At 62.3% G+C, this 26,059-nt stretch carries 19 protein-coding genes and 2 tRNA genes; 7 read left to right on the top strand and 14 right to left on the bottom strand.

The window, feature by feature from the left end; translation table 11 throughout:
- Positions 1-79: 79 nt before the first annotated feature.
- The 10 genes from BLU35_RS00755 to BLU35_RS00710 all read right to left on the bottom strand — a co-directional run bounded on the left by BLU35_RS00755 (position 80) and on the right by BLU35_RS00710 (position 6,629).
- A tRNA-Phe gene (locus BLU35_RS00755) sits at positions 80-155 on the bottom strand.
- A gap of 342 nt (positions 156-497) precedes the next feature.
- Positions 498-722 carry a DNA gyrase inhibitor YacG gene (gene yacG, locus BLU35_RS00750; RefSeq protein WP_057248174.1) on the bottom strand — a complete coding sequence of 75 codons (225 nt, stop codon included), beginning with the start codon at positions 720-722 and terminating at the stop codon, positions 498-500.
- Positions 723-727: 5 nt separating this feature from the next.
- Positions 728-1,348, bottom strand: a complete 621-nt coding sequence (locus tag BLU35_RS00745; protein WP_058323566.1) for a Maf-like protein — start codon at positions 1,346-1,348, stop codon at positions 728-730.
- Between the two features lie 151 nt (positions 1,349-1,499).
- Positions 1,500-1,718: a translation initiation factor IF-1 gene (gene infA / locus BLU35_RS00740; RefSeq protein ID WP_004435948.1), complete on the bottom strand. Its 219-nt coding sequence runs from the start codon at positions 1,716-1,718 to the stop codon at positions 1,500-1,502.
- Between the two features lie 271 nt (positions 1,719-1,989).
- Positions 1,990-2,457 (bottom strand): arsenate-mycothiol transferase ArsC, encoded by a 468-nt coding sequence (locus BLU35_RS00735; RefSeq protein ID WP_057248171.1) that lies wholly within the window; start codon positions 2,455-2,457, stop codon positions 1,990-1,992.
- 14 nt (positions 2,458-2,471) lie between these two features.
- A complete protein-coding gene (locus BLU35_RS00730) occupies positions 2,472-2,948 on the bottom strand; it encodes a UPF0262 family protein (RefSeq protein ID WP_057248170.1) in 477 nt (158 codons plus the stop codon).
- Positions 2,945-4,249 carry a histidinol dehydrogenase gene (gene hisD, locus BLU35_RS00725; RefSeq protein ID WP_093231882.1) on the bottom strand — a complete coding sequence of 435 codons (1,305 nt, stop codon included), beginning with the start codon at positions 4,247-4,249 and terminating at the stop codon, positions 2,945-2,947. Before hisD ends, BLU35_RS00730 begins: the two co-directional genes overlap by 4 nt.
- Positions 4,250-4,291: 42 nt before the next feature.
- On the bottom strand, positions 4,292-4,732 hold the full coding sequence (locus tag BLU35_RS00720; RefSeq protein WP_058323703.1) for a DUF2948 family protein: 441 nt from the start codon (positions 4,730-4,732) through the stop codon (positions 4,292-4,294).
- Between the two features lie 105 nt (positions 4,733-4,837).
- Complete coding sequence (gene murA / locus BLU35_RS00715) at positions 4,838-6,130, bottom strand: UDP-N-acetylglucosamine 1-carboxyvinyltransferase (RefSeq protein WP_057248168.1); 1,293 nt, start codon at positions 6,128-6,130, stop codon at positions 4,838-4,840.
- A gap of 253 nt (positions 6,131-6,383) precedes the next feature.
- A complete protein-coding gene (locus BLU35_RS00710; RefSeq protein WP_502688124.1) occupies positions 6,384-6,629 on the bottom strand; it encodes a hypothetical protein in 246 nt (81 codons plus the stop codon).
- 157 nt (positions 6,630-6,786) lie between these two features.
- Here BLU35_RS00710 and BLU35_RS00705 point away from each other — a divergent pair.
- Together BLU35_RS00705 and BLU35_RS00700 are read left to right on the top strand one after the other, a co-directional pair.
- Positions 6,787-6,861: transfer RNA gene (locus BLU35_RS00705), tRNA-Thr, on the top strand.
- Between the two features lie 326 nt (positions 6,862-7,187).
- A complete protein-coding gene (locus BLU35_RS00700; RefSeq protein ID WP_093231881.1) occupies positions 7,188-7,892 on the top strand; it encodes a DNA helicase in 705 nt (234 codons plus the stop codon).
- Between the two features lie 348 nt (positions 7,893-8,240).
- On the opposite strand, the gene pncB is transcribed toward BLU35_RS00700, so the two are convergent.
- The 3 genes from pncB to BLU35_RS00685 form a co-directional block, all read right to left on the bottom strand.
- Complete coding sequence (pncB, locus tag BLU35_RS00695; protein ID WP_057248165.1) at positions 8,241-9,545, bottom strand: nicotinate phosphoribosyltransferase; 1,305 nt, start codon at positions 9,543-9,545, stop codon at positions 8,241-8,243.
- 38 nt (positions 9,546-9,583) lie between these two features.
- Positions 9,584-10,183: a bifunctional nicotinamidase/pyrazinamidase gene (pncA, locus tag BLU35_RS00690; protein ID WP_057248164.1), complete on the bottom strand. Its 600-nt coding sequence runs from the start codon at positions 10,181-10,183 to the stop codon at positions 9,584-9,586.
- A 176-nt stretch (positions 10,184-10,359) separates the two neighbouring features.
- Positions 10,360-11,541, bottom strand: a complete 1,182-nt coding sequence (locus tag BLU35_RS00685; RefSeq protein ID WP_057248163.1) for a polysaccharide biosynthesis/export family protein — start codon at positions 11,539-11,541, stop codon at positions 10,360-10,362.
- Between the two features lie 407 nt (positions 11,542-11,948).
- Between BLU35_RS00685 and BLU35_RS00680 the strand changes: the two genes are divergently transcribed.
- The 5 genes from BLU35_RS00680 (at position 11,949) to BLU35_RS00660 (ending at position 24,826) form a co-directional block, all read left to right on the top strand.
- Entirely contained in the window at positions 11,949-19,457 is a 7,509-nt protein-coding gene (locus BLU35_RS00680; protein ID WP_093231880.1) for a type I polyketide synthase, read from the top strand.
- Positions 19,454-20,869 (top strand): aminotransferase class I/II-fold pyridoxal phosphate-dependent enzyme, encoded by a 1,416-nt coding sequence (locus BLU35_RS00675; protein WP_093231879.1) that lies wholly within the window; start codon positions 19,454-19,456, stop codon positions 20,867-20,869. The genes BLU35_RS00680 and BLU35_RS00675 overlap by 4 nt, the downstream gene beginning before the upstream one ends.
- Before the next feature lie 88 nt (positions 20,870-20,957).
- A complete protein-coding gene (locus BLU35_RS00670) occupies positions 20,958-21,797 on the top strand; it encodes an SDR family oxidoreductase (protein ID WP_093231878.1) in 840 nt (279 codons plus the stop codon).
- A gap of 97 nt (positions 21,798-21,894) precedes the next feature.
- A complete protein-coding gene (locus tag BLU35_RS00665; RefSeq protein ID WP_093231877.1) occupies positions 21,895-23,487 on the top strand; it encodes an LTA synthase family protein in 1,593 nt (530 codons plus the stop codon).
- Between the two features lie 28 nt (positions 23,488-23,515).
- Positions 23,516-24,826, top strand: a complete 1,311-nt coding sequence (locus BLU35_RS00660; protein ID WP_093231876.1) for a capsule polysaccharide biogenesis protein — start codon at positions 23,516-23,518, stop codon at positions 24,824-24,826.
- A 36-nt stretch (positions 24,827-24,862) separates the two neighbouring features.
- Here BLU35_RS00660 and BLU35_RS00655 read toward each other — a convergent pair whose 3' ends face one another.
- A complete protein-coding gene (locus BLU35_RS00655) occupies positions 24,863-26,035 on the bottom strand; it encodes an MFS transporter (protein ID WP_058329030.1) in 1,173 nt (390 codons plus the stop codon).
- Between the last annotated feature and the right edge of the window lie 24 nt (positions 26,036-26,059).

The following is a 26,059-nucleotide window of genomic DNA, read 5'->3' as shown; positions in this document are numbered from 1 at the left end:
CCAGCTTTTAGGGGTAGTGTAGATTTTCTGGACGTTTAGGGCGAAAAACCACAATAAAATCAAAGGTTGATTTTAGTGATGGTGCCCGGAGGCGGATTTGAACCACCGACACGCGGATTTTCAATCCGCTGCTCTACCAACTGAGCTATCCGGGCATCCTGCCGTTTCGGGCAGCGGTTCCTTGCGGAACCCTCGGGGCGCTTGTGTTTGCCCCGGAAGCGAGCGGGGTTATAGCATCTTGTTCGGCGGTGTCCAGCGCCAAATGAAAGTTTTTTGACCGAAATCCTGTGGACAGTCAAAAAAACCGAAAAAGCAAAGAGTTTCAGAGAGATCGCATTCGCTTCCCCCGTACTCTCCGAGACAGAAGTGGTCCTCGGAGACCGAAAATGGCGGCCGCATTCTCCTGCTGGCGCGCAGGACCATCCAGGCGTCGTTCACGATAAAGAGGAGCGTTGAGGGAAAGGCCGGACCCACGCGCCCGACCGCAGCGGTACGCCTTAGCGATCGTCGTCGTCGGCCTTCGTTTCGTCGTCGGCAACCGGAATGGCATAGGAGCCGGAGAGCCAGCGATTGAGGTCGACATTGCGGCAGCGGTCGGAGCAGAAGGGATAGTGCTCCCGATGCGACGGCCGTCCGCATTCCGGGCAGGGTCGAGGCGCCCGCAGGGGCGCGACGTTCGAACCGCTCTTCTTCGTTTCGTCGTTATTTGTCTCGTCTGGCACCGGCTTCAGCCTTCCAGCCAACGATTGTGCACATCATAGCCTTCGCCGACAAGCAGGCTGACGGTTTCGTAGAGCGGCAGGCCGACGACGTTGCTGTAGGAACCGACGAGTTTCACCACGAAGCTGCCGGCAATGCCCTGGATGCCGTAGCCGCCCGCCTTGCCGCGCCATTGGCCCGAGGCGAGATAGCTTTCGATATCGAAACCGGACAGGCGCTTGAAGCGCACCTTGGTGTCGACGACCTTCTGCCTGAGCGTCTTGTCCGGGGTGATCAGGCACACGCCGGTATAGACGCGATGGCTGCGGCCGGAGAGAAGGTGCAGTGCGCTGGTGGCTTCGCTGACCAGTTCCGGCTTCGGCAGGATGCGCCGGCCGACGCAGACGACCGTATCGGCCGCCAGAATATAGCTTCCGTCCCAGCCGGGCTCGCCCTTGATCGCCGCAAGTGCTGCGCGCGCCTTTTCAGCCGACAGACGCCTTGCGAGCGAACGCGGGTGTTCGGCACGCTTCGGCGTCTCGTCGAGATCCATCGGCATCAGGCGCGCGGGCTCGATGCCCGCCTGCGCCAGAAGTTCGACGCGACGCGGCGAGCCGGACGCCAGTATCAGTTTCTTGGCCACTGTCATCGGAACGAGCCGTCACTCCAGAGCAATTCCAGCAAAAATGCGGGTGAAGCGGTTTTGCGTCTGGAATTGCGATCCAACCAAAGGTTAGAGCGTTTTCGCGATTCGAAGAAGAAGCGGAAATGCTCCAGGAATTGCGTAGAGCCGGAGCGGCTTACTTGAAGCGGTAGGTGATACGGCCCTTGGTAAGGTCGTACGGGGTCATCTCGACGAGAACCTTGTCGCCGGCAAGCACGCGGATGCGGTTCTTGCGCATGCGGCCCGCCGTGTGGGCGATGATCTCATGCTCGTTTTCGAGCTTCACGCGGAAGGTCGCATTCGGAAGCAATTCGGTGACCACGCCCGGAAATTCAAGGACTTCTTCTTTCGCCATGTAGGACTGTTCTTTCTATCTTTGTTTAGGGATACGTCAGGTATCCCGAAAAATTCGCCGGAAACTACACAATCAACGAGGATTTGTGAACCGTCTAACACCGGCTTTTGCGCTTTTGTGACGGCTACGGCGCCGCGCGTCCTATCAGAGGCGCAGAGGTCGCTATAGCACTTTGAACTGCTACGTGTCTTTAGCCTTAAATCGGATGGGATCTAGGAAGACATGAAAAAGAACTGTCGTCGGAAACCGCACTCGGATTTCCGGGAAGCTCTCAAGTTTTCTCTCGTCTGTGCGAGCCGACCAACCGATGATTGATCAGCGTCGACAGGTGATCGCGCACGGCGCGATACGCATCGACGATCTGCTCGCGGGTGCCGGCTGCCACCGTCGGGTCCGGCGTTGGCCAATAGACCACGTCGACGGCCATCGAGCGAGTCAATTCCAGCGCCTTGTGATGCGCCTCCGGCGCCAGCGTCACGATGAGGTCGAAGTAGTCGTCCTCGAGTTCATCCAGCGTGTGGGGCTGGTGGCGGCCGAGGCTCAAGCCCACCTCGGCCATGACCACGTCGACAAACGGATCGCGTTCGCCATGCCGGACGCCGGCCGAGGCAACATACGTTCCCGCTGGCAGCGCCGCCTTGGCGAGCGCTTCGGCCATCGGCGAGCGGATGGCATTCATGCCGCACATGAAGAGGACCGAGCGGGGCGCTTTCAACTGCGGTGCCTCGGTTGCCGTCATGCCGGTTCGCGCCTCTACCCGCGCCAATAGAGCACGCAGACGAGCGTGAACAGCCGGCGGGCCGTATCGAAATCCAGCCGAATCTTGCCGGACAGTCGATCCATCAGGGTCTGCGAGCCCTCGTTGTGAATGCCGCGGCGCCCCATGTCGATCGCCTCGATCTGGCTCGGTGTCGCCGAGCGGATCGCCTCGTAGTAGCTCTCGCAGATCATGAAGTAGTCCTTCACGATCCGGCGAAACGGCGTCAGCGACAGGATGTGGGTGGCGACATCGCCGCCCTTTTCGGTCGAGATCGAAAAGACCAGCTTCGCATCGACGAGCGAGAGATTGAGCTTGTAGGGGCCACAGGGATGGCCGACCGGTTCGAACAGGTTTTCTTCGAGCAGGTCGAAGATAGCAACCGCGCGCTCATGCTCCACGTCGGGCGTCGAGCGGCCGATGGTCTCGTCCAGAACGACATCGCAGAGGCGCAGATTGCGGTCCGCCTTCATCCAGCATCCCCGAGATTGAGGCGAATAGCGACGGAACGCGCATGGGCCTCCAGCCCCTCGGACTTTGCCAGCACGATCGCCGCCGGTCCGAGGATCCGCAACTGCTCCGGATCGAGCCGAAGGATCGACGTGCGCTTCATATAATCGAGCACGCCGAGGCCGGACGAGAAGCGCGCCGAGCGCGCGGTCGGCAGAACGTGGTTGGAGCCGCCGACATAATCACCGATGACTTCGGGCGTGTGCCGCCCGACGAAGATCGCGCCGGCATTGCGGATCTTCTCGACCATCGGCTCGGGATTGGCGAGCGCCAGCTCAAGATGTTCCGCTGCAATACGGTTGGCGAGCGGCACGGCCTTTTCGAGATCGGGCACGAGAATGACGGCGCCGAAATCGCGCCAGCTTGCCGAGGCCGTTTCGGCCCGCGGCAGCGTCTTCAATTGCCGCTCGACCGCGTCCTCGACCGCCTGGCCGAAGGCCGGATCGTCGGTGATCAGGATCGACTGGGCGCCGACGTCGTGCTCGGCCTGGGCCAGGAGATCGGCGGCGATCCAGTCCGGATCGTTGTGCTTGTCGGCGATGACAAGCACTTCCGAGGGACCGGCGATCATGTCGATGCCGACGGTACCGAAGACCTGGCGCTTGGCGGCGGCAACATAGGCATTGCCCGGGCCGACAATCTTGGCGACGGGGGCGATCGTCTCGGTGCCATAGGCAAGCGCCGCAACGGCCTGCGCGCCGCCGACGCGGTAGATCTCCTCGACGCCCGCAAGCCTTGCTGCTGCAAGCACCGCCGGATTGATCTCACCGCCGCTTGCCGGCACCACCATAACGATGCGGGGAACGCCCGCCACCTTCGCCGGCAGCGCATTCATCAGCACCGAGCTCGGATAGCTCGCCGTGCCACCGGGCACATAGAGGCCGACGGCATCGACTGCCGTCCAGCGCGAACCGAGGCCGACGCCCATCGTGTCTTCGTAGATATCGTCCTTCGGCCGCTGGCGCGCGTGGTGCGCCTCGATGCGGGTGGCAGCGACCTTGAGCGCGCCCAGCACTTCCGGCTCGACCGCCTGGATCGCCGCATCGATCTCGGCCGCGCCGACGGCCATCGGCGTCACGGAGAAATCGACGCCATCGAAGCGCTTGGAATATTCGGCGAGTGCCTGATCGCCCCGGGCGCGCACGTCGTCGATGATCGCCTTGACCACCGCATTGACGTCTTCGGACACCTCACGCTTGGTCGTCAGGAATGACGCGAACTTTTGTTCGAAGTCACCGTCGAGAAAATTGAGCCTGATTGCCAAAGGGGACGTCCTTGTATGCCAGTGTCGTTCGGGTCGAGCGGCTCAAGCGCCTTCGGGATGCTTGGGCTTGAAAGCGGTTTCCCACGCCCCGCCGGTATCCGCAAGCTGCGTTTCGATGCATTCGACGTCAAGCGCGATCGAGGCATCGCCGGCTAGAACCAGTTCGAGCGTGCCTTCCGGCCCCTCGCCGCGCACCGTGAACTTGAGCGTCAGCAGGTCAAGTACCGCTTCATCGTCGCGGCGGTCAAAGCCGACCGAGCGGACCGCATTCACCCGCTTGAACAGCAGCAGCGCGCGACGACGCTCGAAGGAGCGGCGCTTGCCGTCGGCCGTCTCCCAGACGAAGCGATTGACGACAAGCGAAAATAGCTTGCGGCGGGCGTCATATTCCAGCCCCGATACCTTGAACACGGCATCCTGGACATGGGCGGAGACGACAGCGAGATCTTCCTCGTCGAGCGCCAGCAGCTTCAGACCATTCATACCGTCCATTCCTTTCGTTTCGCCGCACATTTTCCGTGCCACAATTGAAATGGACATAGAATGTTGCGCCTGAAACCGCAACGGTATCAGGCGCAACCGATCAAATCAGTCGCTGACACGCTCGACATGCGCGCCGCAACGGGTGAGCTTCTCTTCCAGCCGCTCGAAGCCGCGGTCGAGGTGATAGACGCGCGAGACCATGGTTTCGCCTTCGGCTGCAAGGCCGGCGATGACGAGCGAGACCGACGCACGAAGGTCGGTTGCCATGACAGGCGCGCCCTTCAGCCGGCTAACGCCCTCGATCTTGGCCGTCTGGCCGGAGAGCGAGATCTTGGCCCCGAGGCGGGCGAGCTCCTGCACATGCATGAAACGGTTCTCGAAGATCGTCTCGGTGATGTGCGAGGTGCCGTTCGCCCTGGTCATCAGCCCCATGAACTGCGCCTGCAGGTCGGTCGGGAAGCCCGGGAAAGGATCGGTGACGATATCGACCGGCTTGATGCCGGCACCGTTGCGCACGACGCGGATGCCGCTGTTGGTCTCGGTGATCTCGGCGCCGGCGCGGCGGATCGCTTCCAGCGCCGTGTCGAGCAGCGCCATGTTCGTGTCTTCAAGGATGACGTCGCCGCCGGTCATGGCAACCGCCATGGCATAGGTGCCGGTCTCGATCCGGTCCGGCAACACGCGGTGACGGGCGCCGGAGAGCGAACGTACGCCTTCAATCGTGATCGTCGGGGTGCCCTGGCCGGTGATCTTGGCGCCCATGGCATTGAGGCAGTTGGCGAGGTCGACGACTTCGGGCTCGCGCGCGGCGTTGCCCAGCACCGTGGTGCCGTTTGCAAGCGTCGCGGCCATCATCAGGACGTGGGTGGCGCCGACGGACACCTTCGGGAAAGTGTAGCGTGCGCCGACCAGGCCGCCTTCCGGCGCCGTCGCGTTGACGTAGCCGCCGTCGATCTCGATATTGGCGCTGAGTGCCTGAAGGCCTTCGATGAACAGATCGACCGGGCGCGTGCCGATGGCGCAACCACCGGGCAGCGATACGCGGGCCTTGCCTTCACGGGCGAGCAGCGGGCCGATCACCCAGAAGCTTGCGCGCATCTTCGACACCAGCTCGTAAGGCGCGGTCGTATCGACGATGTTGCGGCAGGTGAAATGGATGGTGCGGGCGTAGCTCTCGCCCTGGCGCTCGCGGCGACCATTGACGGAGATGTCGACGCCGTGGTTGCCGAGGATGCGGATCAGCTGCTCGACGTCGGCCAGATGCGGCACGTTTTCGAGCGTCAACGTGTCGTCGGTCAGAAGCGACGCGATCATCAGCGGCAGGGCCGCGTTCTTGGCGCCGGAAATCGGGATGACGCCGTTAAGCTTGTTGCCGCCTACAATCCTGATGCGATCCATGAGGCCTCTCGAACGGGCTTCGCCCGCCTTTCCAAAAAATATCTCTGTTGTCTGAAGGCGCCTCTTTAGTGGAGACGCCGCGAAATTAGAAGTGCCTTGAACGCAGCGCGCCCATTCGGACGCGAAAGGTCGCCATATCGGTTAAGTCGCTGCCCTGGATCGACCCGACCAAGGGCATTTATGCAATTGGACGCCAGACGGCTGAGCCGCCGGCAAACGGGAAGGAGCCGGCGAATGCCGCCCCTGTCCCGTACTAATCTTGGGATTCGTCCGTTTTTGCGGCAGGAAGGCCGCTGACCTCATCGGCTGCACCGGAACGGCGCGCCCGCGCCTGCTGCTTGCGGCGCTGGAGATTGTCGCGCAAGTTCCTGGCAAGACGCGCCTTTTTCAGGTCCGCCTCGGTCGTATCCTTCTTCTTCTCCCGGCGCACCTTGCCTTCGATCCGCTGCTCTTCCGGCACGGGCTCGGTTTTCTTGCCGTCGCTGTCGTTTGTTTGCATAGTCCTGCATTAGCGCAAAACCAGGGTCTTCGGAAGCGCCGGCGAACTTTCTCACAGGTCTTCACGAAAAACTTCGAAATGCGGCTTGCACTCCCCGCTCAGCTATGGCAATAGCCCCCTCGCTTGATGCGGCTTGTCAACGAACCAGCCGTCAGATGCTGCTATAGCTCAGGGGTAGAGCACTCCCTTGGTAAGGGAGAGGCCGAGAGTTCAAATCTCTCTAGCAGCACCAGTTTTCCTCCCAAGAAATACAAGTAGTTACTGCCGCACGCCGACTGCAGTGCCTGGTCAGTTTTCATCTGCGATCCGCGTCCCACTGTCGATACGTACCGCTCCGTCAGCGACAACGGACTCTTTCAGATTTCGTCCCGATTTCGCTCACAGCCAGGCATTCACCTCGTCCAACCTCTGCGCTATCCTTCGATTCGGGCGCGCCCACGCCTCCCCCTCCGCTTGGGAAAGTAGATTTCATACGGGGCACTCTCACCATCGAACCGACTGTTCGAGCACCAAGCATAAGGAGGGGCTGCGAAGACTGCTCGCATCAGGAGGTTACCGATGAAACTGTCTGCGCCGATCTATCATCTGAAGCGCAAAGCAAAGCGGCTTTCCCGTGACCAAAACATCCCGCTCCATGAGGCGCTCAATCGTATCGCCGTTGACGAGGGCTATGCCGACTGGAGCCTGCTTGCCGCACGACATGGCGCAGCCGACCCGGCCGCCACGCTGTTGACCCGGTTGAGACCGGGGGATCTTGTTCTTCTCGGCGCGCGGCCCGGACAAGGCAAGACGCTGAAAAGTCTTGAGCTCGCCGTGGATGCGATGAAGTCAGGCCATCGGGCGTTCTTCTTCACGCTGGAATACACGGTGAACGACGTGATCAATCGTTTTTCCGCCATCGGGGCGGACCACGCGCCTTTTGCCACGCTGTTCGAGATCGATTGCTCCGATGCAATCAGCGCCGATTACATCATCAGGAAACTGGCCTTGGCGCCAAGTGGTACACTGGTGGTCGTGGACTATTTGCAACTTCTCGACCAGAGGCGGGAAAACCCTGCGGTCAGCGACCAGGTCCGCAAGCTGAGAGCATACGCACGCGAACGCGGGCTGATCTTCGTTTTCATTTCGCAGATCGACCGGTCCTATGATGCCGCGACGAATTTTCCCGACATCCACGATATCTGGATGCCGAATCCGCTGGATCTCAGACTTTTCGACAAGACCTGGTTCGTGAGCAAGGGAGAGATTCAATCCAGGCCATGACCTGAGGCGCGCCAGCCTGCCTGGCTGATATCGGGAACGTATTCCCCGATGCCGCGTTACCGTTTCAAAGGCAGTAACGCGGAGGCTTCTCAATGAAAGGTATCGTTCTCTGGCTGATGGGCGTGCCGCTCATCGTCATCATCCTTCTCTACATGTTCGTGTTCTAGAGAAGAAATGCAACGGCAGGTTGGCGCTTTAACGCAACCTTAAGATTCCACTGCCAGATTTGACGTTGCGATGATGGACAGTCGCAACATCTTTGATCCCCTTTTGAAACCGGCGCTTGCCGGTTTCTTTTTTTGAAGTGGTGGAAAGCCGCTCCACACTTTTCCTGGAATAGCTTGGCGGCTAAACCTTGACCGCCTGCTCGACGAAGTCCTGTGAGCCGAAGAACTTGAGGTAGCGCTCGACCTCCGCCGGATCGCCGGTCGCCTTGCGCGGATTGTCGGAGAGTTTCACCGCCGGGCGGCCATCGGCTTCGCTGACCTTGCAGACGATCGAGATCGGGTTGAGGCCGCTGATTTCCGTCGGGGCGCAATCGGCAAAATCGTTGGTAAGGTTGGTGCCCCAGCCGAAGCTCATGCGCACGCGTCCCTCGAAATGGCGATAGGTCTCGATGATCGTGTCGACGTCGAGGCCGTCGGAGAAGATCAGCAGCTTCTCCCGCGGGTCCTTGCCCATCTTCTTCCACCAGGCGAGGATCTTCTCGCCACCTTCGATCGGCGGCGCACTATCCGGCCGGAAGCCCGTCCAGTCCGCGACCCATTTGGGTGCATCGCGAAGGAACGCCGCTGTTCCAAACGCATCCGGCAGCACGATCAACAGGTTGCCGCCATAGAGCTGGTTCCAGTCCTGCAACACCTTGTAGGGGGCGGCGGCCAGTTCCTTGTCGTTGCGGGCAAGCGCCGCGGCCACCATCGGAAGCTCATGCGCGTTGGTGCCGAGCGCTTCCAGATCCGTATCCATGGCAAGCAGCACGTTGCTGGAGCCCGAGAAGGAACTTCCAATGCCTTCCTTCAGCGCCTCCACGCACCAGCGCTGCCAGAGGAAGCTGTGTCGGCGCCGCGTACCGAAATCCGAAATCCTGAGGTTCGGATACTGCCGCAGGCGCTCGACCTTGGACCACATCTTCGCCTTCGCACGAGCATAGAGCACGTCGAGGGTAAAGGGGCCGAGGCCCTTCATCGCCGAGCGTGAACGCAACTCATTGATGATCGCGAGCGCCGGGATCTCCCACATGGTGGTTTCCGCCCAGCGGCCACGGAAGGTCAATTCGAACTGACCGCCGCTGCGTTTCAACTCATAGTCCGGCAGGCGGAACTTGGCGAGCCAGGCAAGAAATTCCGGCGAGAAGATCTGCTTGCGACCGTAAAACGTGTTACCGGCGAGCCAGATCATCTCCTTCTTGGAGAAGCGCAGTTCACGCGCATGATCAAGCTGATCGCGCAGTTCCTGCTCGTCGATCTCATCGGCAAGCCGCACCGTCTTCGTGCGGTTGATCAGCGAGAAGGTCGCATCGACGTCCGGATAGAGCTGCCAGATCATCTGCAGCATCAAAAGCTTGTAGAAATCCGTGTCCAGCAGGCTGCGCACGATCGGGTCGAGCTTCCAGGCATGGTTATAGACACGCCTGGCGATATCGGTCTTCGTCATTGGTGAAATCTCTCCTTCCTCAGCGCGAGGGTCTCGAACTAGTTCAGCTCGACACCGGCATCGCGCATGCGCGTGACCATTGCCTGAAGCGAACCGTTGAGGTCGATGCCCCGACAGGCCTCGAGAATGACGGATGTCGAAAATCCCTGTGTAACCGCATCAAGCGCGGAAAAGGCGACGCAGAAATCGGTCGCCAACCCACACAGCGTCACCTTCTTGATGCCGCGGTCCCTGAGATAGCCGGTGAGACCCGTCGGTGTCCGGCGATCGTTTTCGAAGAAGGCGGAATAGCTGTCGATCTCGGGCCGGAAGCCCTTGCGGATCAGGAGTTCGGCCCGCGTCCACGCGAGCGCCGGATGGAAATCGGCACCGGCTGTTCCCTGGACGCAATGATCCGGCCAGAGCGTCTGGCCGCCATAGGGCATGGCGATCATCTCGAACGGGGTCTTGCCGGGATGGCTGGAGGCAAAACTCGAATGGCCGGCGGGATGCCAGTCCTGCGTCAGCACCACGTGCTCGAAGCGGCCAATCAAGCCGTTGATCATCGGCACGATCTCATCACCGCCTGCAACCGCAAGCGCTCCGCCCGGGCAGAAATCGTTCTGCACGTCCACGACGATCAACGCTTTATCCGCCATAGTTCATTCCTGCCTGCCAACGTCCATCGATCACCAAAATCGATTTAAGTCCAAGATCAATCACAGAATTTGAGCGGCGACAAGCCGCTTCCACGTGCTTTGAAAATCAGGAGGATAGATAAGCAAAAGGCGCCGACCCTGCGGTCGACGCCCCCGAGAAAAGCTGTTTAACGTGATTAGTTGCCGTTGAGATTGTCGGCGATCGAGAAACCGGAATTGGCGATGCCGACCGGCTGGGCGATGAAGTTGAGGAACTTCGAGAAGTCGACCGAGGGGTGGCGCGAAGCATAGATGACGTCGCGGTTCTTGATCGGGAAGGTCTGGCCGACGATCAGGCTATCCGGCTTGCTCATGTCGAAGCGGTAGACGATCGGGTAGCGACCCGTGCTGTCGGTCTTCATGCCCTTGCGCAGCATCTCGTTGAAACGCTGCTGGCCAAGCAGGCTCATGACGACATCAGGCTCTTCGTATCGGAAGATGAAATAGCCCTTCATGTCGAGCGTGTAGTCCGAGCCGCCGCCGGCAAGGCCCATGGCTTCGAGCAGGTTCAGGTCATTGGCGCCGAATTCGACACGCTGGTTGGCCTTGACTGCGCCGAGGATCGTGAAGCGGCGCGGGTCGCGCGATACGAAGATCTGGTCACCCGGCTTGACGTGGATGTTTTCCGACGGATTTTCGATAATCGACTTCAGGAGGACCGTTCCAGTCTTCTTGCCGCGCACCAGCGTGACATAGGTCTCGTAGGGCTGCGCAACGGGGCCACCCGCCTTGGCGATGACCTCATTGATCGTCTCGTCGACGAGGCTGAGCGGCACGACCGACGACTTGCCGACTGCACCGGAAACCGTGACGTTGCGCGAGGCGGTGCTCATGCTGGTGACGATGACATCAGGCTCGACCGCCTTCTGCTTCAGCGCCTCCAGGATCTCCTGGCGCGCCTGCTCCAGCGTCAGGCCGGCAAAGTTGACCGGACCGACATAGGGGATCGCAGCCTTGCCATCAGGCTGAACGACGAGATCGATGCTCGTCTGCTTGGACTCTGCCGTCGAGAACAGCCCGTCGCTGCCGGCTTCGAAGATTGAGACCTTGAGCTGGTCGCCGACGCCGATCACGACTCGGCCGACGCCGCCGCCAATGCCGAAACGGCGGTTGAGCGTCGAGGAGACATAGTCGGAAACGAGGCGCGCGGAGCGGCCATCCACATCGACAATATCAAAAACGGTGGCATTTTGCCGGCCGATCTCGGCGCCGGATTGACCGGCATCCTTGACGATCGCCCCAGCCAGCGGCCCCTCGCCCGGAACGGCCTGGCATCCCACGAGGGCGGTACAAAGCAGAAGGGCACTGACTCGTTTCAACTACGACACTCCAAATTCGACACAGCCATGATTTTACTCACAGTTCCGTGCCGCATTATCTCCCGACCGGGAATTCGCCGGTCTCTGAAAAGCACAATCGCCGTTCCACAACAAGTCATCCGAAGACCAAGACGGGCAAAATATTTGGAGCCGCGTCTTTCTGGTCATACCTTCTCTACCTTGAGTGTGGTTTATCGCCCTATCCGCCTTGGATTGGCGTTGACAGCGTGTATATCTTCAGTCTTTGGGGTTGAAAGCTAGGGACTTTAAGTTAAAAGCTGACTAATGAGGCGGAACGAATATAGCTGGGGATAGCCTGGCAGCATGACGATTGGCGATTGCATTTCGGCCTCCGACGCGCAATCGCAGATGCAACTTTAGCGGCAGTTTAGAGCGTTCGATCATACATGGCTGTTGAGATAATTGGGCGAGCATGCCTCGCCCCTGGAGCAGAATCGCCTTCGGCGTTGTTCAAACTTCTTCGTCAGGGCAAGTGCACCGTCACCAGCATTCCGTCGGATCGCTGGGACGTCGCGCGTTTTTGGCACCCCGTCATGGGCACGCAGGGCAAGACCTATTCCTTTGCCGCCGGCGTGCTGGACCAACTCTATGATTTCGATCCCGCCGTCTTCGGCATGTCGCAGCGCGAAGCCATGTACATGGATCCGCAGCAGCGCGTGCTGCTTCAGCTCGCCTGGCGCGCACTGGAAGACGCCAATATCTCTGCAACGTCGCTGAATGGCGAGAATGTCGGCGTCTATATCGGTGCATCGAGCCTCGATCATGCCAACCTGACGGTCGAGGACCCGGCTGCCGCCGGCCCTTACTTCATGACCGGCAACACGCTGTCGATCGTTTCCAACCGTATCTCGCATATCTTTGGCCTCAGCGGTCCGAGCATGACGGTCGATACCGCCTGTTCCTCCTCGCTGGTCGCGCTCGACCAGGCGATGCGGGCTCTGACGTCGGGCGAGATCGACACCGCGATCGTCGGTGGCGTCAACATCCTTGCCCATCCCCTTCCCTTCGTCGGCTTCGCCCAGGCACGCATGCTTTCGCCCGAGGGGCTTTGCCGCGCCTACGACAATGACGGCGCCGGTTATGTGCGCGCCGAAGGTGGCGTGGTCTTCGTCTTGCGCCGCTCGGACAGGGCGCGCCGGGAGAAGGACCGCAGCTACGCGCGCATCGTCGCGACCGGCGTGAACTCGGCCGGGCGCACCAACGGCATTTCGCTCCCCTCCCGCGAGGCGCAGGCCAATCTTCTGCGGGCGATCTACGAAGGCAACGGCATCGACGCCAACCAGGTGGCCTTCGTCGAGGGCCACGGCACCGGCACCAAGGTCGGCGATCCCGCCGAGGTCTGGTCGATCGGAACGGTCATCGGCGCCAAGCGCCGGGCACCGGTGCCGATCGGTTCGATCAAGTCGAACATCGGCCACACGGAACCCGCTTCCGGCCTCTTCGGCATGCTGAAGGCCGTCATGGCGCTTGAAAACAACTATCTGCCGGCTTCGCTGCACTTCGACACGCCGAACGAACACATCGACTTCGACGGTCTCAACGTGCGCGTCACGGCGAACCCGATCGAGCTGCTGCGGGGAAAACGCGCTCGCCTTGCCGGCATCAATTCCTTCGGCTTCGGCGGCGCCAATGCCCACGTCGTCATCAGCGATCCGGAACCCGCGGCCGACGAAAGGGCGTCAAACCCATCGTCTTCCGGCCATGTCTTCCTGGCGAGCGCCCATACGGCGTCGAGCCTGGAGGCGCTTCTCAGCGACTATAAGGCGGCGTTCGCACATGCTTCCAAGGGGGAAGCACGGGCGATGATCGCCGCATCGGGTGCAAACCGCACCCACATGCGCCATCGCTTTGCCGCCCGCAGCGATCAGCCGGAAGATATCGTCCGCGCGATCGCCAGCCACCTGGAAAAGCCGGGCTCCGGCATCGGTGAAGTCGGCGAAGCCGTCGTCCGCGACGCCAAGGTCGCCTTCGTCTTCTCCGGCAACGGCTCACAATGGGCCGGCATGGGCGTCGAAGCGTTCCGCGAGAACCTGCATTTCCGTCAGTGCTTCACCTCGGTCAGCGCGCTGTTCAAGTTCCACTCCGACATCGCATTGACCGATCTTCTCACCGATCCTGATCTCGACAAGAAGCTTGCCGATACGAAGATCGCCCAGCCATTGCTCTTCGCGGTGCAGGCCGCCCTCTCCGACTCGCTGGTTGCCATGGGCGTCAAGCCGGTCGCGGTCTTCGGCCACTCCGTCGGTGAAATCGCCGCCGCCTACGCCGCCGGTGCGCTCTCACTGGTCGACGCCGTTTCGATCGTGGCGAAGCGCTCGCTGCATCAGGACCTGCTTGCCGGCCACGGCACGATGGCGGCCGTCATGCTCGGAGAAGACGCCGCCCGCGCCTTTGCCGAGGCGCGCGGTCTCGACAACCTCTGCGTCGCAGCGGTCAATGCCCACAATTCCGTGACGATCTCGGGACCGGCCGACCAGATCTCGGCCTTCCGCGACGCTGCGCGCAAGGCGAAGATCCCGGTCCAGATTCTCGACATCAACTATCCCTTCCACCACCCGATCATCGATCGGGCGAAGGACGCCTTCCTCTCCGACATTCCGGATATCGCACCGCGACGCACCGAGCTCGCCTATCTGTCGACGGTCACGGGTGCCGCGCTCGATGGCACGCAACTCGATCCGGACTACTGGTGGAAGAACGTGCGCGAGCCGGTCCGCTTCCAGGCGGCCGCCGAGGCCGCGATCGAGATGGGTTGCCGCCTGTTCATTGAAATTTCGCCGCGTCCGATCCTGTCGTCCTATGTCAAGGAGACGATCAAGCAGGCTGCAGCCCCGGGCATGGTCGTACCGACCCTGCTCCGGGATGTCGGCGAAACCGGCCAGGACCCGATTTCGGCAGCGATGGCGCGTGCCGTCGCGCACGGCGCGATGGTCGACACGACCCGCGTCTTCGGCAAGCGCAACGCTTCGATCGCCCTTCCCAGCCTGCCGTTCGAGCCCGTCGAGCTGCGCCCCGCAGCAACGACCGACGCCACCGACCTCTTCGGCCGGACCGCCAAGCCCTACCGCCTGATCGGCTGGCGCAGCGACCCGAACAGCGGCAGCTGGAAGAACCATGTCGACGCCCATCTCTTCCCCGACCTCGCCGAACACGTCGTGGACGGCAAGGCGATCCTGCCGGGCAGTGGCTTCATCGAAATCGCTGTCGCCGCTGCACAGCAGTTCTACGGCAGCGACGAAGTTGAGATCACCAATCTGGAGATCGTTCGCCCGCTGGAACTCAGCGATACGAAGATCATGGAGCTGTCGACGGTGCTTTCGCCGGAGACCGGCGACATCGAGATCCGCTCGCGCGAACGGCTGTCGGAAGACGATTGGGCCGTGCAAGCGGTTGCCCGCTGCCGCAAGCCATTGCCGGCCGAGGAGTGCGCCTATCCGTCGCTTGCCGGCTTGGCGAAGACCGCAACGGTTGCGCCTGGCCGTGCCTATGAGACGGCGAAACAGTTCGGTCTCGACTACGGCCCGCGCTTCCAGCTGCTGGCCAAGGCCGTCGCCTATGGCGATCGGCTTGTCGATGTCGAGCTGAAGACGCCTGATGCAGCTGGCCACCCGCTCGTCACCTACGCCTTGAACCCGATCTCTGTCGACGCAACCTTCCACGGGCTTGTCGCCCTCTTCGATCGTTTCACCGGCGACAAGAGCGGTGCCCCCTATATCCCCGTGCGCTTCGGTTCGGTGCGGGTCGTCAACGGCAGCCAGCCAATCGCGCGCGCAATGATCGAGATCGAGCGCGTCAGCCCCAATTCGATCAAGGCGAAGTTCCATTTCTTCGACAAGTCGGGCGCACCGATCGCGCACTTCGAGGATTGCCGCTTCCGCCGTACCTATCTGCGCAAGCACAAGACGCTCGACGCGCTGTCCTTCCACTACGAGGCCGTGCAATCGGAAGCGACGCTGCCGGGTCTGCAGGGTAAAGCGCCGGCGCCGATCAAGATCACCATGCCTGCCGCCAGCGAAGCCGGCGTCGACAACACGACGTTGCTCTTCAACGCAGCCATCTATCGCGCCTGCCAGGAGATTGCGCTCAAACTCGCCAAGGGTCGATCGACCATTCAGGGCAACAACCTGCCCGGCGATTTTGCCTTCCAATGTTTCCTGACGAGCTGCCTCTACGTCCTGGAAGACGCCGGTCTCTGCGAGCACAAGGACGGCGTCTGGACGATTGCTCAGGACTTCAACCTGCCGAGCGTCCCGGAGATCCTGCGCGAACTCTATGGCGAGCGGTCCGACCGCGCCGTCGAAGCCGTCTTGATCAACAATGCCTATGCGGAGGCCCTTGCGCGCCTTGACGCGCTCCAGGCCGGCGACGAAACGGCTCATGGCACCACCTTCATCAGCGATGCCACGCTTGATCATCAAGCCGTCCACTCCGGGGCAAGCCGGGAGCGGATGGCGTTCGTCCTCGAGGCGCTCGAAAAGATCCTGACTTCGGCATCTTCCGGCGCGCGCCTGCGCATCGTCGAACTCGGCAGCGTTTCGTCCGCCTTTACCCGCCGACTGGCGACGCTTGCCGAAAAGCACGGCGCAAGCCTCACCGTATTCGAAGCGCGCGACAACGCCCAGCGTGGGCTTGAATTGGCCTTCGAGAACGACGCCCATGTGCGCATTCTCAAAAAGGGTGAGCTTGCAACGCTCACGTCCTTCGACCTCGCAGTCAGCGCCTCTGACGGGCTTTACAGCCTGATCGAGGACGACGTGGCGGTCCGCACCGCGCTTCGCTCGACGCTTCGCGATACCGGCGGGTTGATAGCCGCCGTCAGCGCGCCATCGCTCTTCAACGATTTTGCCCTCGGACTTTCCGAGGGGTGGTTCGCCCGCAGCCAGACCGCGGAATTCCCGATCGGCAATCTTGCGGCGGTCCCGCACTGGCAGAAATGTTTCGGTGATCTCGATCTGCGCGACGTCAATATTGCAGATCGCGAATGCGCGAGCGGCAATGTCATCCTGCTCGAAGCGCGCGGCGCCGCCGCGGCGTCCGTAAGTGCCGAAGCACCGGCTACCGGCCCCTATCTGCTGCTGCAGATCGCGGGCGGCAAGGGCAACAAGCCTTCGGCATCGGCTATTCCGGTCAATCTCAGCGGCGATATCGCAGCCGACAAAGCAGCGCTTCTCAGCGGTTTCGAGGCCCTTGGCGAACAGCCGCTGCGGGCAATCTTCCTCGCGTCGCCGACAGCTGCATCCCGAACAGACGATTCCGCTTCGCTGCAGACCCAAATCCTTGCTCTCGGCGCCTTTGCCGAAGCCTTGCGTCAACATATCGGCGGAGCCGAGCCTGCTGGCGAAAATCGTCCGCGTCTCGTGCTCGTCGCGCCAGGCGGAGCCCCGATCGCGAGCCGGACAACGGGCAAAACGGTTGCAAGCGACGGCGTCAATGCCGGTCTCTGGGCCTTCGCCCGCGTGCTTCAGAACGAATATGAGTTCCTCGAAGTGCACTCGCTCGATATCGACGGTTCGCCGACCACGATCGAGCAGATCGCGGCAGCATCTCCGCTGCTCGGCAGCGCCAACGCCAACCGCGAGTGGCTGCTAGAGGGACAAGACGCGGCGCTTTCCGAAATCCGTGCCGTGCCCGGCCCGGTCGACAACGCCCATGCGGCGATCGACACCTTCAAGGCCGCAACGATCCGTCAGCGCGTCAGCTCGCAGGTGGGCAGCATCGTCTGGGAAGAGAGCGACATTCCCGCCGCAGGTCCGGGTGAAGTCGTCGTCGCGGTTGCCGCGACAGGCCTCAACTTCCGCGACGTGATGTGGGCGATGGGCCTGCTGCCCGAAGAAGCGCTCGAAGATGGTTTCGCAGGCGCGACGATCGGCATGGAACTCTCCGGCCACGTGGTTGCCGTTGGCGAAGGCGTCGACGATCTCGTGGTCGGTGATGCCGTCATGGCAATCGCCTCATCCGCCTTCTCGACCCACGCCGTCGTCTCACGCGCCGGCGTCGCCAGGTTGCCGCAGACTGTCAGCCCGGTTGCCGCAGCAACGGTGCCTGTCGCCTTCCTGACCGCCTATTACGCCATGGTGGAACTCGGCCGCATCCAGCCGGACGAAACGATCCTCATCCACGGCGCTGCCGGCGGCGTCGGCCTTGCCGCGCTGCAGGTCGCGAAACTGAAGGGTGCCAAGGTCATCGCCACGGCAGGCACGCGCGAGAAGCGCCGCTTCCTGTCGATGCTGGGTGCCGATCACGTCTTCGATTCCCGTTCGCTCGGTTTCGTCAACGACGTTCGCGCCGTAACGGACGGAGAGGGTGTCGATCTCGTTCTGAATTCGCTCTTTGCCGAAGCCATGGAACAGAGCCTGGCACTCGTGAAGCCCTTCGGTCGCTTCCTCGAGCTCGGCAAACGCGACTACTATGCCGACAGCAAGATTGGTCTCCGGCCCTTCCGCCGCAATGTCAGCTATTTCGGCATCGACGCCGACCAGCTGCTGGTCAATCAGCCGAAGCTCACCAAGCGGATCTTCACCGAGATCGGCGCGTTGTTCGAAGACGGCAAGCTGACGCCGCTTCCCTACCGTGCCTTCGACTTCGACGAAATCGGCAATGCGTTCCGGCTGATGCAGAATGCGGGCCATATCGGCAAGATCGTCGTGTTGCCGCCGGTCACCGGCAAGCATCGCGTTGCCAAGCGTCCGCATGGCGGCATGCAGGTCGATCCGAACGGCATGCATCTCGTCGTCGGCGGCATCGGCGGTTTCGGTCTGGCTGCTGCCAACTGGCTCGTCGAAAAGGGCGCGACGACGATCGCGCTCTGCTCGCGCCGCGGCCAGGCGGATGCCGAAACGACGGCGATGATCGAGGCCTGGGCGAAGGCCGGCGTGTCGGCAACGGTACACGCCTGTGACGTCACCGACCCGACGGCGACCGAGCGTCTCCTCAAGGAGTTGCGTGCGATTGCACCGCTCCGCTCGATCGTCCACGCCGCCATGGTGCTCGACGACGCGCTGATCAGCAATCTCAATCGCGAGCGCAACCGACCGGTCATTGACACCAAGGCCAAGGGCGCAGCCGTTCTCGATCAGCTGACCAACGACGACAAGCTCGACAACTTCATCCTGTTCTCGTCGGCGACAACGCTTGTCGGCAACCCGGGACAGGCGAACTACGTCGCCGCCAACGGCTACCTCGAAGGCCTCGCCCGCGCCCGTCGCGCCCGTGGTCTTGCGGGTCTTGCCGTCGGCTTCGGCGCGATCGCCGACAAGGGTTACCTGGTCCAGAACACCGATGTGAACGATCTGCTCGCCAAGCGTATCGGCAAGACGGCACTGAAGGCACAGACGGCGCTCGACATGGTCGAGAGCCACCTGGCCTTCGATCCGGGCACCGTCGATGCGGCCACGGTGATGATCTCGGAGATCGACTGGTCGGCTGCGCGTAACCTGCCGGTTGCCAAAAACGCCCTCTTCGAAGTCATCCTGCGCAGCGCCGACCAGCACGCCACCGGCGGCGAAGGCGCCCAGATGGACCTCGTCGCGATGATCGAGGGCAAGTCGCCGCAGGAGGCCGAGGACATCCTCTTCGACCTCGTCGCCGGCGAGATCGCCGCGATCCTGCGCGTATCGAAGGATACGGTCACACGCAGCAAGGTGCTGAAGGAAATCGGCCTCGACAGCCTGATGGCGGTCGAACTCGGCATGAGCTTCCAGCAGAATACCGGCTTCGACATGCCGCTCAGCGGCGTCGCTGACAACACGACGGTTGGCGATGTCGCCCGCAAGCTCTATGAGAAGGTCAGCAAGCGCGACCAGAGCGACGATGCCGAGCCCGCCGACGACAAGATCGTCAACGAACTCGCACAGCGGCACGTCGGCACGGCGAAGGAAAAAGCACAGAGCCAATGAGCACGAACGGAAACGGTCCAGGCGCATCCAAGATGACCAGCAGCCTCAAGGAGAACCTGCTGGACCGGATGCGGAACACGCATCAATCCTCCGAGCGCAACCGCATGGCGCGCTCGGAGCGGGAGATGCCGCCGCCGGTGCGCCGGCAGCAGGCCCGTTTCGAAGATCTGCCGGAATACAAGCAGGTGATGACCCAGAAGTTCGCGAGCGAGCAACTCGGCATCGCCAATCCGTTCTATCGCGCGCACCAGACCGCGGCCGGGGCGACCACCGTCATCGACGGCCGAAAGCTGATCAACTTCGCCTCCTACGACTACCTCGGCCTCAACCGCCATGCGGAGGTACTGGCCAAGGCGCGGGATACGATCGGCACCTTTGGCATCTCCGCCTCGGCGAGCCGCCTCGTTGCCGGAGAGCGGCCGGTGCATATGGCGCTCGAAGAAAAGATCGCGGGTTTCTACGGCGTCGATGCCGCCGTCTGTTTCGTCAGCGGTTACCTGACCAACGTCGCTGCCATCAGTTGCCTGATGGGCCCGAAGGACCTCGTCGTCCATGACGAGTTCATCCACAACAGCGCGCTTGCCGGCATCAAGCTCTCGGGCGCGACCCGGCGGCTGTTCAAACACAATGATGTCGCCGATCTCGAACACGTGCTGCGCACCGTCGCGGGCGACTATCGCCGCATCATGATCATCGTCGAGGGCATCTACTCGATGGACGGTGACGTCGCCGACCTGCCGGCTCTTCTGAAGCTCCGCGCCGAATACGGCTTCTGGCTGATGGTCGACGAGGCGCACTCGCTTGGCGTTCTCGGCAAGACCGGCCGGGGGCTCGCCGAGCATTTCGGCGTCGATCCGCACGAGATCGACGTCTGGATGGGCACGCTGTCGAAGACCACCTCGAGCTGCGGCGGTTACATCGCCGGTAGCGAAGCACTGGTCGAGGTCCTCAAGGCATCCGCCGGCGGCTTCGTCTACAGCGTCGGCCTTGCGCCGGTGCTGGCCGCATCCGCCACCGCGAGCCTCGACGTGCTGGAACGCGAACCGGCGCGGACGGCGGCATTGCGCCGCAATGGTGCCCTGTTCCTGAAGCTTGCCAAGGAAGCCGGCCTCGACACGGGTCTCAGCAGCGGCTTTTCCGTCGTTCCTGTTATCGTCGGCGATTCCCTGCGTGCCGTTCAGCTTTCGAACGACCTGCTTGCCGAAGGGGTCAATGCACTGCCGATCATCCATCCGGCGGTGCCCGAGGGTCTAGCGCGCCTGCGCTTCTTCATCACCAGCGATCATACGGAAGAGCAGATCCGCCGGACGGTAACATTGACGGCGGAACGGCTGACGGACCTTACCGAGCGAAACTTCGGACTGGGCGGCATCGACATCGATCAGATGATGAAGGCGCTCTCGGCGCGCTGACCCGAGATCACTGCGTCGTTTTCGGGCCATTGTGGACGCAAAACCGCTTCGCACTTTTCCTGGAATTGCTCTTGAGCGGGATATCAGCATGACGCATGTGATCATCACCGGTGGCTCGAGCGGTATCGGATTTGCAGTTGCGTCCATCTACGCGGCTCGTGGCGCCCGCGTCTCGCTCATCGCGCGCTCTCGGGACCTTTTGGAACGGGCGCAGGCAGACCTGGCGCGCTCAAGCGGGAGCAGCGCCGACAACATCAGGATCGAGGCTGCCGATGTTGCTGCGGAAAGCGATGTCGAGGCGGCGATCCTACGGTGCGAACAAGCCTTCGGTCCCTGCGACATCCTGGTGACATCGGCAGGTATCGTCGAGCCCGGCCGTTTCGAGGAACTCGACAGCGCTTCATTCCGACGCCAGATGGAAACCAACTTCTCCGGCACGGTGCACGCGGTCCGTGCTGTCTATGACGGCATGAAGCGGCGTGGCCATGGCCGGATCATGATGATCTCCTCCGGCGCCGGCCTCATCGGCATCTACGGCTATTCCGCCTATTGCGCGTCGAAGTTCGCGCTGCACGGCTTCGCCCAGGCGCTGCGCTCGGAAGCCTGCGCCCACGGCGTCAGCGTCTCCGTGTGTTTTCCGCCGGATACGGAGACACCCCAGTTTCAGCGTGAACTCGCATGCCGTCCTCCGGAAGCGGCCAAAATCATGGGCACGGTCCGTCCCTGGCGTGCCGACGCCGTGGCGAAGACAATCGCCAAGGGCATCGACCGCGGGCGGTTCGAAATCTACTTCGGCACCACGCTCTTTCTCCTCGGCCGCTTCGCGCCGGCCATTCGTCCCTTGCTCAACTGGTGGTTCGACAGGGCGATTGCGCGTTGCGGCAACACCGCGACGCATAATAGTGGAGTGTCGGAGCGCCGGACCTGACGGCGCTTGTACGTCCAAGCGATAAGATCTAAGTGTCGGGCGGACGCTGTGCCGCATCAAGCGGCGTCGGCCGGCATGAAGACATGAAGGTTTCCGCTTGGCGTTGCTTCCCTTTCAGCTGCACGACTACCCAAGAACACTGACGCTCTGTTGTTACGTGCTCTCCTGTGCGGTGATCTTCTTTACCGATCGCTTTGCCCTGCCGAAGCGGGAGCGGCGCGCCCATCCCTCGCCCTTCGGGCGGACGCAGGATGTCGTCGATGCGGTTGCCCGCCTGCCGGTCATCGCGCTGGTCTTTGCAGGATTCTTCGCCGGCTCCTGGCGGCCGCTTTATGCCGCAGCCGGCACGATGAGCTTCTTCATCATCTTCACCGGCATTTCCCGCGCCAAGTTCAAGTTCATCCGCGAGCCGCTGATCTTTTCGGATATCGCGCTCGTCGTCGACGTCTTCAAGTACAAGACGATTTTCTATGCGAGTTCTTTGAACGTCGTCTTCTGGACCGTCGCCTTCCTCTATGTCTTCGGCGTGTCCGGCCTTTACATGTATTTCGAGCCGGCCATCCTGCCCGATCGCGGCAAGGCGTTCTGGATCCTGTTGATGCTCGGGATCGCCTACGGACCCTGGCTCCTGCTCTTTTACGGCCCGGTGAACCGCCCGACGGCGGCGCTGGTGCAAAGGCTGCTGAAAACACTCGACGTCAAGGTGAACACGGTGCGCTTCGGCACCTTCGGCTCGGTCGTGTTCCGCTTCATCGTCTGGCTCGGCGTGCGGCGTGAAAAGATCGTCGCGGAACTCTCCGAGATCGTCCGGGCCGCCGTGCATGATCTGATCGGCGACGACGGCTCGCCGCTGATCGTCGTCTGGCAATCGGAATCCTTCATCGACATGCGGCACTTCGGCGTCGATACGCTTGATATGCCGACGCTGGATCGGCTGCGGCGCGAGGCGGTGCAATGGGGTCGCCTCAGCAGCGTCTTCGAAGGCGGCTATACGCTGCGCACGGAATTCGCGGTCATCAGCGGCCTGGTGCCTGACGACATCCACGTCGACGCCAGCTACCCCTATCTCAGGGCCTCGCACTATGCCGACGTGGTCTGGCCGGGAAAGATGAAGCGCGCCGGCTGGAACACGCATTTCATCCATCCCTATGACCGCACCTTCTTTCTCCGGCACAAGGCGATGCCGCAACTCGGCTTTTCCAAGCTGACCATGCTCGACGGCTTCGACCATCGCCCCGAAAGAGACGGCCCCTACGTCTCCGACGAGAAACTTGCGGCAAAAGTGATCGACGCATGCGAGAAGCTGCCGGAGGATGAAAACGGCTTCATCTTCGTTGCCTCCATGGCCAATCACGGCCCGTGGGAGCCGGGTCGCGTCGGTGATCTCACCAATCCCGTCGACATCTATCTGGCCATTCTCGAACAATCCGATGCGGCGCTGAACATGCTGAGCGAACGACTTGACAAGCTGGACCGCCCGGTCTGGCTCGTCTTCTACGGCGACCATGCGCCGCTGCTCAAATCCTTTGCCGATCCCTTCCCCGACCCGCGAACCGACTACCTGATCGTACCGCTTGCCAAGGCCAAGTCGTCTTCCCACAAGCCGGTGGAACCGAGTAATGTCGAAGCCTGGAACTTGATCGAGGCCCTGCTCAACCACGCCAACCTCAGAAAGGATACGCTGCGGTAGCAGCAGTGGACGGATGGAGAACGCTTCGATGACATCGACCGGGGCGGTCGATCGGCCAAGGCGACGGGTGTTCCTGTTCCTGCAAGGCCCTTCGTCGCCGATCTTCCGCAAGATCGCCGATCGGCTCGAAGCCATTGGCCACACCTGCCTGAGGATCAACCTCAATGTCGGCGACCAGATCATCTGGGGCCGCAAGGGTGCCTATAATTATCGCGGCACGGCAGCCGATTGGCCAGCCTATATCGAGGCCTTCATCGCGCGCCATGGCGTCACCGACATGCTGCTGCTCGGCGAGGAACGCGCCTACCACCAGGCAGCCACCACGGTCGCGCGGCGCAAGGGTGTCGCAGTCGCCATCGTCGAGATGGGGTATCTTCGGCCGGACTGGCTGACGCTCGAGCGCAACGGCATGTCCTCGAACTCACATTTCCCGTCCGATCCCGCGCAAATCCTTGCGGCGGCAGCGGGCGTCCCGGAACCGGACTGGCGCAAGCACTACAGCCAGACGTTCCTCGCCGATGCGAGCTATGACCTGCTCTACAATCTGCCGAACGTCTTTCTCTGGTTCCTCTTCCCACACTATCAGCGCCACGCGATCTTTCATCCGCTCGCCGAATATGCGGGCTGGGTCCGCCGGCTCCTGTCCGAAAAGCGGCGCAACTCGGAAGCCGAGGCGACCATTGCCAAACTGCTTTCGCAGGACGCGCCCTATTTCGTCTATCCGCTGCAGCTCGAAACCGATTTCCAGCTCAGGGCCCACTCGCCTTTCCATAGCCAGAGGCAAGCGATTGCCGAAGTGCTGGCTTCCTTCGCCGCCTTTGCGGCGCGCGACGCGCGCCTCGTCTTCAAGGTGCATCCGCTCGACAATGATCTGATCCCCTGGCGCAGAATCATCGACGAACGAGCGGCAGCGCTGGGGCTTCGCGGGCGCGTCTTCTATCTCGATGGCGGCAACCTCGATACGCTTGGAGAGGCAAGCGCAGGCATGGTCACGGTCAACTCGACGGCCGGTCTGCATGCATTGAAGCAGGGGCGACCGGTGAAGGTGCTTGGCACGGCCTTGTTCGACATCGCCGGACTGACCGACCAGCAGCCGCTCGACGATTTCTGGCGTGCGCCGCAGGCGCCAGATCCGGATCTGGCGAACGCAATGTTCCGCTTGCTCGCCGCCTCGATCCAGGTACGCGGAAATCTTTATTCGCGCGCCGGAAGCGATGCCGGCGCCGAGGCGATCGCCAAGCGGCTGAGTGAGAACAGCCTCAACCAGCCAGGCGCCTTCGTGGACCCGCCACCACGCCGCAAGCCGCAAAAGCGGCCGAGGATCGCCTCCTCCGCGTGACGACGACTGACGTAACAGCGGGTCTGTTAAGCCAGACTACCGCCGCGCCGTCGCGACGGCGAAGGCCGCCAGGAGCATCAGGCCTGCCGCTGCCAAAGGCAGCACAAAGAAGGCTGCCCGGGCATAGGCTGCACCGAACCCGATCGTGCCGACAAAGAGCGCGATATAGGTGACGCCGCTGTTCAGCCCCATGATCGCGCCGCGCTTGGCGGGGTCGAGGCCGGTGAGCCGCATGATCAGCACATTCAGCCCGAAATGGTTGGCAAGCCCCCAAAGGAAGACGACGGCCAGCATGGCAGCGTAGGAGCCGCTCGCCACAGCCATGGCAACGTAGACGCCCGCGACCGCCAGGAAGATCAGCGGCAACAACCGGGCGGCGCCGAAACGATCGATCAGGCGGTCAAGAAAAGCGGCGGCGCCGAAACCGAATCCATAGGAAACGGCGATGAGACCGTTGGCGGTGACAGGCAGGCCGAGTGCGGCATGCAGGTGCTCGCCGATATAGGCATAGACGCCGTAGAAGGCGGCCATGAAGGCGGCGCAGGCGATCAAGAGCGGTGCGACGCCGGGAACACTCAATGCCGCCAGCGGTGATGTCGCTGTACCGGTGGCGCCTTCCTGCGCCGGCGCAAACTTGACCGCAGTGCAGGCGATCAACGTGGCGGCGGCGACAATGACATAGACCGTGCGCCAACCGGCAAAATCAGCGATCGCTGCCGATAGCGGCACGCCCGCCACCATGCTGAGCGTCCAGCCGGTCAGCACCAGGCCGATCGTCTCGCTCTCGCGTCCGGCCGGCGCAATGACCGAGGCCAGCGTATAGATCGAGGGAAGCGCAATGCCCGCGGCCAGACCGACGACGAGCTGGGCGGCAACCAGGAACGCAAGCGATGGCGCGAGCGCACTGCCGCCGAGCCCTGCAGCCAGAAGCAAGAGAGCCGCAGCCAACATGCGGCGCGGACCATGGCGATCGATGAAGCGGCCAAGGAAAACGGCGCTGACGGCCGTGCCCAGGCCAAAGATGGCAGAGGCCGTCATGACGGCGGGAACGTTGGCGCCAAGGCTTCGCGCCACCTCCGGCGCGATCGGCCCGAGGGCGAGGGAGTTGGAGCCGATGACGCCGATGCAGATGGTGAGCAGGTAGGCGAAGGGCGGGATACGTGCCCTGTCGACTGAACCGCTGGAAATGGATTGATTGATGTTCGTCATTGTCTCATGTTTGCAGAATGAAAT

The sequence above is a fragment of the Sinorhizobium sp. NFACC03 genome, assembly GCF_900103435.1.
Taxonomy (GTDB): Bacteria; Pseudomonadota; Alphaproteobacteria; order Rhizobiales; family Rhizobiaceae; genus Ensifer.
Note: the sequence above shows the minus strand (reverse complement) of the source record. Positions and strands in the feature narration are given on the sequence as shown.

Coding starts and splice junctions, on each gene's coding strand:
- pncA (WP_057248164.1), bottom strand. CDS start 10,183: ATGGCGGATAAAGCGTTGATCGTCGTGGACGTGCAGAACGATTTCTGC.
- BLU35_RS00660 (WP_093231876.1), top strand. CDS start 23,516: ATGACATCGACCGGGGCGGTCGATCGGCCAAGGCGACGGGTGTTCCTG.
- BLU35_RS00730 (WP_057248170.1), bottom strand. CDS start 2,948: ATGAAGGCGGACCGCAATCTGCGCCTCTGCGATGTCGTTCTGGACGAG.
- BLU35_RS00745 (WP_058323566.1), bottom strand. CDS start 1,348: ATGACAGTGGCCAAGAAACTGATACTGGCGTCCGGCTCGCCGCGTCGC.
- BLU35_RS00700 (WP_093231881.1), top strand. CDS start 7,188: ATGAAACTGTCTGCGCCGATCTATCATCTGAAGCGCAAAGCAAAGCGG.
- BLU35_RS00680 (WP_093231880.1), top strand. CDS start 11,949: ATGGCTGTTGAGATAATTGGGCGAGCATGCCTCGCCCCTGGAGCAGAA.
- BLU35_RS00675 (WP_093231879.1), top strand. CDS start 19,454: ATGAGCACGAACGGAAACGGTCCAGGCGCATCCAAGATGACCAGCAGC.
- murA (WP_057248168.1), bottom strand. CDS start 6,130: ATGGATCGCATCAGGATTGTAGGCGGCAACAAGCTTAACGGCGTCATC.
- pncB (WP_057248165.1), bottom strand. CDS start 9,545: ATGACGAAGACCGATATCGCCAGGCGTGTCTATAACCATGCCTGGAAG.
- infA (WP_004435948.1), bottom strand. CDS start 1,718: ATGGCGAAAGAAGAAGTCCTTGAATTTCCGGGCGTGGTCACCGAATTG.
- BLU35_RS00655 (WP_058329030.1), bottom strand. CDS start 26,035: ATGACGAACATCAATCAATCCATTTCCAGCGGTTCAGTCGACAGGGCA.
- BLU35_RS00670 (WP_093231878.1), top strand. CDS start 20,958: ATGACGCATGTGATCATCACCGGTGGCTCGAGCGGTATCGGATTTGCA.
- BLU35_RS00720 (WP_058323703.1), bottom strand. CDS start 4,732: ATGAATGGTCTGAAGCTGCTGGCGCTCGACGAGGAAGATCTCGCTGTC.
- BLU35_RS00735 (WP_057248171.1), bottom strand. CDS start 2,457: ATGACGGCAACCGAGGCACCGCAGTTGAAAGCGCCCCGCTCGGTCCTC.
- BLU35_RS00710 (WP_502688124.1), bottom strand. CDS start 6,629: ATGCAAACAAACGACAGCGACGGCAAGAAAACCGAGCCCGTGCCGGAA.